The 8306-nt window shown below is 59.2% G+C and carries 7 protein-coding genes and 2 tRNA genes; 6 read left to right on the top strand and 3 right to left on the bottom strand.

Translation table 11 applies throughout. The features are described 5' to 3' along the window. Positions 1-69: 69 nt before the first annotated feature. Positions 70-276 (bottom strand): SlyX family protein, encoded by a 207-nt coding sequence (locus UW3_RS0119085; protein ID WP_010224728.1) that lies wholly within the window; start codon positions 274-276, stop codon positions 70-72. A 3-nt stretch (positions 277-279) separates the two neighbouring features. Continuing rightward, entirely contained in the window at positions 280-705 is a 426-nt protein-coding gene (locus tag UW3_RS0119090) for an HIT family protein (RefSeq protein ID WP_010224730.1), read from the bottom strand. Between the two features lie 807 nt (positions 706-1512). Here UW3_RS0119090 and UW3_RS0119095 point away from each other — a divergent pair. The 3 genes from UW3_RS0119095 (at position 1513) to UW3_RS0119105 (ending at position 5675) form a co-directional block, all read left to right on the top strand. Further along, positions 1513-2817 carry an OprD family porin gene (locus UW3_RS0119095; RefSeq protein WP_010224732.1) on the top strand — a complete coding sequence of 435 codons (1305 nt, stop codon included), beginning with the start codon at positions 1513-1515 and terminating at the stop codon, positions 2815-2817. A 170-nt stretch (positions 2818-2987) separates the two neighbouring features. After that, positions 2988-4703: a proline--tRNA ligase gene (locus UW3_RS0119100; RefSeq protein ID WP_010224734.1), complete on the top strand. Its 1716-nt coding sequence runs from the start codon at positions 2988-2990 to the stop codon at positions 4701-4703. Between the two features lie 18 nt (positions 4704-4721). After that, positions 4722-5675: a hypothetical protein gene (locus UW3_RS0119105; protein ID WP_010224736.1), complete on the top strand. Its 954-nt coding sequence runs from the start codon at positions 4722-4724 to the stop codon at positions 5673-5675. A 45-nt stretch (positions 5676-5720) separates the two neighbouring features. Here UW3_RS0119105 and dinB read toward each other — a convergent pair whose 3' ends face one another. Next, the gene (gene dinB, locus UW3_RS0119110) at positions 5721-6785 is read right to left on the bottom strand and encodes a DNA polymerase IV (protein WP_010224738.1); all 1065 of its coding nucleotides are present in this window, start codon (positions 6783-6785) and stop codon (positions 5721-5723) included. A 218-nt stretch (positions 6786-7003) separates the two neighbouring features. Here dinB and UW3_RS0119115 point away from each other — a divergent pair. From UW3_RS0119115 to UW3_RS29775, 3 genes are all read left to right on the top strand, one after another. Beyond that, positions 7004-7080, top strand: a tRNA-Met gene (locus tag UW3_RS0119115). 131 nt (positions 7081-7211) lie between these two features. Beyond that, positions 7212-7288 (top strand) — tRNA-Met (locus tag UW3_RS0119120). A gap of 223 nt (positions 7289-7511) precedes the next feature. Next, the coding region (locus UW3_RS29775; protein WP_010224740.1) for a lysylphosphatidylglycerol synthase transmembrane domain-containing protein at positions 7512-8306 on the top strand (795 nt) is incomplete at its 3' end.

Raw genomic sequence — 8306 nt, forward strand, 5'->3', positions numbered from 1 at the left:
GTGTCGGGGTGACCATCTCATTAACCGCGACGGCATCACTGCCCATCGCGGTTTTTTTACACCCCAGAATCAGTAATGGGGCGGCGGTGCTTCTTCTTCACTGGCCTGGTACTGGCCGACCATTTCTTCGTAGCGCTTGAGCAGCGCCGCCATTTGCAACTGCAGGCGCTCAACGACCCGCTGCTGCTCGACCAGCACATCGTTCAAGGCCAGCAAGGTATCGTCCTGAAAGGCCAGCCGACTTTCCAACTCGGTCACCCGCGCTTCAAGGGTCATGATTCAAGCCTCCATGAACTGAAAATCGTCAACCAAGACCTCGGCCAGGCGCAAACGAACATCGGCCAACTGTTGTGGCGAATATTCAATCGCAGGCTTATTGCCCCAAACAGGCGCCGGCCAGGCCGGATCAGTGCGACGACGAACAATGACGTGCATATGTAGCTGGCTAACTACATTGCCGAGGGTCGCCACATTCATCTTGTCGGCGGCAAAGGTATCCTTGAGCACCTGCGCCAAGGCTGTAGTTTCTTTCCAGAGTTGCTGCTGATCTTTGTCATCAAGTTGAAACAATTCACTGATATCCGCACGGCGCGGCACCAGGATAAACCAGGGATAGTTGGCATCCTTGCTCAGCAGCAGGCGACATAGTGGAAAGTCACCCAGGCACAAGGTGTCTTGTTGAAGACGTTGATCCAGAACAAACACAGCGAAATCTCCTACAACAGCACAATACCTCGCCCACGCAAGCACCGCGAGCCACAGCCAGCAGGATACTCCTGATCGGCTGCCGCGGCATTGCCTGCTGCCGTATAAATGAAGAGACGCACTGTTTTGGCCCCCTACCGGCTGAAAAAAGGCCTGCAGACGAACGGGTGTTACGGTGCCCGATCGATAAAACGCTACTTTTCGCACCAAAATGAAGCCACCCATCCCCTCCTCGCCCACCGAACATCCACAAACTACTCAGCTTTAGCCTTCAGCGGTAACGCTTTGACTTTACGGGCAACTTTTTCAGTTATTCCATGGTAAGCGCCGACGGCTAACCAAAGGTTCTTTGACCCCCGGTTTCTCGGCACCTGGCCGCCCTGCACTGCAGAAAAGTGAAAATTTCGTGAACCCTGTTCGATTTTGTGCACGCTTGTTGCATTGTCATCCACCACAGTCGGCACGCCATCTGCATTGAAGCGGTGAGCGGCGACAAATTAACAACAGCTGCATGGGGTAACCAGGGAGTTTCAGAAGGTGCGGGCTAGCGTTTTTTACCTATCCTTAAACCGCCTGAAACAGCGCTGGAGTTGTACGGCCCGCAAAAAACGGGGCGTGATTTGCGACAAGGACATAACGGTTAGCGACATGACCGTAAAGTTACCGAAAGGTTCTTTGCCCCCATATCGCCAACGATGGTCAGCGTGATATACATTTCCGCCGACACAAAAAGAAAGAGCCGCGCTGTATAAAAAAATCAAACAGCGACGGCAGTACTCTTCCTAAAAACCAAAGGAGCAAATCACGATGCGCGTGATGAAGTGGAGCATAATCGCCCTGGCTGTTGCAGCCGGCACCTCGCAGATGGCAGTGGCCTCTTCTCAGGATGAGTCCAAGGGCTTTGTTGAAGACAGCAAACTCAATGTCAAAACCCGCATGCTGTATTTTAGCCGTGACTTCCGTAACGTGCCTAATGATGAACAAAGCCGCGTTGAAGAAACCGGCCTGGGCTTCCTCGGCACCTTCCAGTCGGGCTTTACCCAAGGCACCGTAGGTGTCGGTGTCGACGCCATCGGCATGCTCGGCCTGAAACTGGACAGTGGCAAGGGTCGCGCCGGCACCGGCCAGTTCCCGCTGGGCGAGGATGGCCGTTCGCAAGACTCGTTTTCCGAAGGTGGCGCGGCGGTCAAGTTCCGCATCTCCGACACCGTGCTGAAATACGGCACCCAGTTCACCGCCCTGCCAGTTCTGGCGACCGACGACAGCCGTCTGCTGCCGGAAACCGTCGAAGGCTTCCTGGTTACCAGCAAGGAAATCAAAGGCCTTGAGCTGAACGCCGGTCACTTCACAGCACTGAATGCTCAATCGCAGTCCTACCACGACAGCATCGGTGGCAAGAACCGCACTACCTGGGTCAAGAACCCAGGCCTGACCCAGGCCGACGTATTCGGCGGCACCTATGCCTTCACCGACACCCTGAGCACCAGCCTCTACTATTCCAAGGTCGAAGACTACTGGCGCAAATACTACGCCAACGTCAACTGGGCACTGCCGATCAGCGACAAGCAAGGCCTGGTGTTCGACTTCAACATTTATGACACCAAGAGCGACGGCGCGGCCAACGTTACCGCATTCGATGGTGACAAACTTGATAACCGTGCGTTCAGCCTGTCGGGCGCCTACAACATTGGCGCGCACACCTTCACCCTGGCCTACCAGAAAGTTACCGGTGACGGCGACTATGCCTACGGCATCGACGGCGGCGGTACCATTTTCCTGGCCAACTCCATCGCCCGTTCCGACTTCAACGCCGAAGACGAGAAATCCTACCAGGCACGTTACGACCTGAACTTCGCCGAATACGGCGTTCCAGGCCTGACCTTCATGACCCGTTATGTCAAAGGTACCGGCGCCAACGTCACAGGCACCGACAACGGCAAGGAATGGGAACGCGATATCGAGGCCAAGTACGTCCTGCAGGAAGGTCCGGCCAAAGACCTGAGCTTCCGCATTCGTCAAGCCACCTACCGTTCCGGCGACGGCGTTTACTACGGTTCGCCATCGATCGACGAACTGCGCCTGATCGTCGAGTACCCGCTGAGCATCCTGTAAGCCTTAGGGTTTCAGTATCCCCAGTACGAAGAAGCCCGGCACTGCCGGGCTTTTTCTTGTCTCGATTCGGGCTGACAACGCCTTCGCGCTCCGGCATCCTGTACGTCACCGAATCGCCCCCGTACAATGCGGGGTCATTTAAAGTCTTAAGCAACCGACAACGGCCTACCATGCGCACCAGTCAATATTTGCTCGCTACCCAGAAAGAAACTCCTTCCGACGCGGTCGTCATCAGCCATCAGCTGATGCTGCGTGCCGGCATGATCCGCAAGCTCGCATCCGGCCTTTATACCTGGCTGCCGATGGGCCTGCGGGTAATGCGCAAGGTCGAAGCCGTGGTCCGCGAGGAAATGAACGCCGCTGGCGCCCTTGAAGTGCTGATGCCGGCCATCCAGCCTGCCGAGCTGTGGCAAGAGTCCGGCCGCTGGGAACAGTACGGCCCCGAGCTGCTGCGCCTCAAGGACCGTCACGGCCGCGAGTTCTGCGTGGGCCCGACCCACGAAGAGGTCATCACCGACCTGGCCCGCAACGAACTCAACAGCTACAAACAGCTACCACTGAACATGTACCAGATCCAGACCAAGTTCCGTGACGAGATCCGTCCGCGCTTCGGCCTGATGCGAGGTCGCGAGTTCATCATGAAGGACGCCTACTCCTTCCATGCCGATCCGGCTTCCCTGCAGGAAACCTACGATCGCATGCACCAGGCGTACAGCAACATCTTTACCCGCCTGGGCCTGGACTTCCGCCCAGTGCAGGCTGACACCGGCTCGATCGGTGGCAGCTACTCCCACGAGTTCCACGTGCTGGCCGAGTCAGGTGAAGACGATGTGATCTTCAGCGACAGCTCCGACTACGCCGCCAACATCGAGAAGGCCGAGGCCATCCCACGGGAAACCGAACGCCCTGCGCCGACCGAAGCGCTGCGCCTGGTCGACACTCCGGACGCCAAGACCATCACCCAACTGGTCGAAAACTATGCACTGGCGATCGAAAAGACCGTCAAGACCCTGATCGTCCACGCCGCCGAAGAAGGCAAGCTGATTGCCCTGATCGTCCGTGGCGACCACGAACTCAACGAAATCAAGGCCGCCAACCTGCCAGAGGTTGCCAGCCCGTTGGTCATGGCCAGCGATGAAGAACTGCGCAACGCCATTGGCGCCGGCGCCGGTTCCCTCGGCCCGCTGAACCTGCCGCTGCCATGCATCATCGACCGCTCGGTCGCCCTGATGAGCGACTTCGGCATTGGCGCCAACATCGACGACAAGCACTACTTCGGCGTCAACTGGGAGCGTGATCTGCCGGTTCCGCAAGTGGCCGACCTGCGCAACGTCGTCGAAGGCGACCCAAGCCCGGATGGCCAGGGCACCCTGGTGATCAAGCGCGGCATCGAAGTCGGGCACATCTTCCAGCTCGGCACCAAGTACAGCGAAGCACTCAAGTGCCAGGTGCTGGGCGAGAACGGCAAGCCGGTGACCCTGAGCATGGGTTGCTACGGTATCGGCGTATCGCGCGTGGTTGCCGCAGCCATCGAGCAGAACTACGACGAGAACGGCATCATCTGGAGCGATACCCTGGCACCGTTCCAGATCGCCCTGGTACCGCTGCGCTACGAAACCGAACAGGTTCGCGAAGCCACCGACAAGCTGTATGCCGAACTGACTGCCGCCGGTTTTGAAGTGCTGCTGGATGACCGCGACAAGAAAACCAGCCCGGGGATCAAGTTTGCAGACATGGAACTGATCGGCATTCCACACCGCATCGTGGTCAGCGACCGCGGCCTGGCTGACGGCAACCTGGAATACAAGCACCGTACCGAGCGTGACGCACAGCCGCTGCCAGTGGCCGAGGTGCTGTCGTTCCTGCAAGCCCGCATTCGTCGCTAAGCCAACGCAAGAGTAATCATGTTCAAGCGAAGTACCATCAACCTGGGGGGCGCCGCACTGTGCGGCGCCCTGCTCCTCAGCGGTTGCGCCAACCAGATGTCCCAGCGCAGCGAACATGAGGAGCGCATCGAGCGCAAGCTGCTCGAACACAGCCTGCAGATCGATGTCGGGGACCCCAAGGTACTCGAACTGCCGCAGCGGCGTGTGCGCATCCATGAGCAGAAGAACTTCGAAGTCACCGAGTTCGAAGTGACTCGTCGCTACGATCGCTACACGCCTTACCAGCCCTGGCGCGAAGTCTACGAGATTCCGCTGGGCGCGGTGGCGGTGGTTGCCGGTGTCGGCGCCAACGTGGTCAACGTCTTTGCCCTGGGCAACCTGCCCGACAGCGTTACCCGTGACTGGTTGAGCTATGGCTTCGACGGCCTCAACCCGTTCATGAACGCCCAGTCCAACGGTCGTGCGCAGCAGAACCTGGCAGGCATCACCGAGGTGCAGAAGGACAAGCGTCAGGAGTACGCCAGCGTGCCGTGGAGCGAGCGGCCGGTAACGGTCAAGGCTGGCAAGGTGAATCACGAGCTGACCACCGACCGTAATGGCGTACTGCAGCTGAACCTGCTCGACAGCCCGTTCAGCGAGCAGAACCTGACCCATATCGGCACCCTGCACCTGCAGGTGGCGGATGAAGACAACAATGTGCGTGGCGATGCCAGCCTGCTGATCAGCAGCAACTTGCGCGGCAAACTGGTGGAAGCCCACGAACTGATTTTCGATGACCTGGAAGACGATGAAGTCAGCCAGTGGGTGCATCGGGTCAAGCGTCTGTCGGAGCTGGGCCTGGAAGAAGAAGCCAGTGAACTGGAGCAAAGCCTGATCGAGCTGACCCGCAACGATCCGGAACTACAACAGGAATTCCTCAAGTCGCTGACCAAGGACGCTGGCCGCCTGGTTGCCGACCCCGGCGTACACTGACCTGCGCGTTACCCGGATAGCGCCAGCCTGCTGGCGCTGCCCTCCTCAGTCCTGAGTGAACAGTTCCAGCTGTTCATGGGCGCCGCGCAAATCCTGCAAGCGCACACCGATCCCCAACAGCCTCACCGGCTTGCCACCACGGGCAAAGGCCTGGCTGAGCAATTGCTGATAGCTGCCAAGGTCACGCCCCGCCCCTGACTGTTCAAGCGTGGTCTGGCTGAAATCATGGAACTTCACTTTAACGAACGGCTTGCCCGGGCGATAACTGTCGTCGATACGGGCCATACGCCCGGCAAGGGTTTCCATCAGCTCCGGGAGTTTCTCCAGACAGCTGGCCAGGTCCGGCAGATCGGCATCGTAGGTGTTTTCCACGCTGACCGACTGACGACGACTGTCGTTCTGTACCGGTCGGTCATCGATCCCTCGCGCCAACCCCCACAGCCGCTCACCAAAACTGCCGAATTCACGGGCCAGGGCCAGACGGCTCCAGTCACGCAGCTCCAGGCAATTGCTGATGCCCAGGCGGCCCATCTTATCGGCGGTGACCTTGCCTACCCCGTGCAGCTTGCTGACCGGCAAGGCGGCAACGAAGTCCTCGACCTCATTGGGGGTGACCACAAACAGCCCATTGGGTTTGCGCCAGTCGCTGGCGATCTTGGCCAGGAACTTGTTCGGCGCGACACCGGCTGACACGGTGATGTGCAACTGCTGGGCAACCCGACGGCGAATATCCGCCGCAATGCGGGTGGCGCTGCCGGCGAACCAGGAACTGTCCGACACGTCCAGGTAAGCCTCATCCAGTGACAAGGGCTCGATCAGATCGGTGTATTCGCGAAAGATGCTGTGAATTTCTCGCGAGGCTTCCTTATACGCATCCATGCGCGGCTTGACGATCAACAGGTCCGGGCACAGCTTGAGGGCATGCCGCGAGGACATCGCCGAACGCACCCCGAACGCCCGCGCCTCATAGTTGCAAGTAGCGATCACCCCACGCCGCTCCGCCGCACCGCCCACCGCCAACGGCCGCCCGACCAGACGCGGGTCGTCGCGCATTTCGATGGCGGCGTAGAAGCAATCGCAGTCGATATGGATGATCTTGCGTTGAGACATAGGTAGCGTAAGAACAGGTTTAAAGTGATGTAAGCAGTATCTCACCCGATAGCGGCCCACGCATCACAACTAATTTATTCTCCGCCAGATACCCTGCAAGGCCCGCCCCAGCTAGCCTGCAGCCCTTTTCGGGCGCGCTAAGCGATTGAAGGAAAAAGGATTTCTGTAAATCAGCTATTGACAGCCACGGGCAAAACTGTAGAATCTCATTCCACAGGCGCGGGATGGAGCAGCCTGGTAGCTCGTCGGGCTCATAACCCGAAGGTCGTCGGTTCAAATCCGGCTCCCGCAACCAGATTCAGGAAAGGCCACTCTCACGAGTGGCCTTTTTCTTTGCCCGGAATAAAGCTCCAGGCAATTTTTTATTGTAAATCAACAATTAAGCGTTGACAGCCAAGCCCAACGCTGTAGAATCCGCCCCACAGACGCGGGATGGAGCAGTCTGGTAGCTCGTCGGGCTCATAACCCGAAGGTCGTCGGTTCAAATCCGGCTCCCGCAACCAAACAACAGAAAAGGCCACTTTGAAAAAAGTGGCCTTTTTTGCGTCTGTACCTCAAGCAATTCCCCTTACCGCGCCCTCCCCCTGCCGCTCAGGCAATATGAAACTTCTTTAACTATCCTCAAGGTGCTCAGCGGCCCGATCATACCGGCCATTACGTCTCCATAGGGATTGGTACTTTGACCGGATACACCCTGCTTGTCGCGCGCAAGCCACGAGGTGGTTGATGCGCACCCAGCCACCCGAAACACACGCTCCTGTTACTGCCGCACTGCCCAATGCCGAGCATCGCCTGCGCTGGCTCGAACGCCTGAGCAAGTACCGCCAGCCCATCGGCCTGGGCGTGACCTTGCTGCTGTTCGCTGTCGCACTGATCGCCTGCCGTCATCTGCTCAGCGAGCTGGACATCTATGCCCTGCACGATTCGCTGCTCAGCGTGCCGCCAACAGCATTGGCCGGCGCGTTGCTGGCCACGGTTGCCGGCTTCGTCATACTGCTCGGTTATGAGTGGTCGGCCAGCCGCTACGCCGGCGTTCAGTTACCGACGCGCACCCTGGTCATGGGCGGTTTCAGTGCCTTTGCCATCGGCAACGCCATCGGCCTGTCGCTGCTGTCCGGTGGCTCGGTGCGCTATCGCCTGTACGCCCGCCACGGTATCGGGGCCGCAGAAGTGGCACGGATGACCTTGTTTGCCAGCCTGTCCCTTGGCTGCGCCTTGCCGCCCCTGGCGGCATTGGCAACCTTGAGCAACCTGCCTGCCACCGCTTCAGCCTTGCACCTGTCGCCTGCGCTGCTGGCAGCGATCGCCCTGGCAGTACTTGGCCTGAGCGCGGCGCTGGTCTATGGCCTGTACCGTCGGCGACTGCCCGAACAACCATTGGCTGACAACCTGCTGGTGCAAGCAGGCCGGCGCACCTTGCGCCTGCCCGGCGCGCGCCTGAGCCTGCTGCAACTGCTGATTACCGCCCTGGACGTTGCCGCTGCCGCCACGGTGCTTTACCTGCTGTTGCCGCAGGGGGCG

This window comes from Pseudomonas donghuensis (genome assembly GCF_000259195.1).
In the GTDB taxonomy this organism is placed as follows: Bacteria; Pseudomonadota; Gammaproteobacteria; order Pseudomonadales; family Pseudomonadaceae; genus Aquipseudomonas; species Aquipseudomonas donghuensis.

What these genes read in the sequence shown, in the direction of transcription:
- UW3_RS0119085 (WP_010224728.1), bottom strand. Translation starts at nt 276, where the DNA reads ATGACCCTTGAAGCGCGGGTGACCGAGTTGGAAAGTCGGCTGGCCTTT.
- dinB (WP_010224738.1), bottom strand. Translation starts at nt 6,785, where the DNA reads ATGTCTCAACGCAAGATCATCCATATCGACTGCGATTGCTTCTACGCC.
- UW3_RS0119100 (WP_010224734.1), top strand. Translation starts at nt 2,988, where the DNA reads ATGCGCACCAGTCAATATTTGCTCGCTACCCAGAAAGAAACTCCTTCC.
- UW3_RS0119095 (WP_010224732.1), top strand. Translation starts at nt 1,513, where the DNA reads ATGCGCGTGATGAAGTGGAGCATAATCGCCCTGGCTGTTGCAGCCGGC.
- UW3_RS0119105 (WP_010224736.1), top strand. Translation starts at nt 4,722, where the DNA reads ATGTTCAAGCGAAGTACCATCAACCTGGGGGGCGCCGCACTGTGCGGC.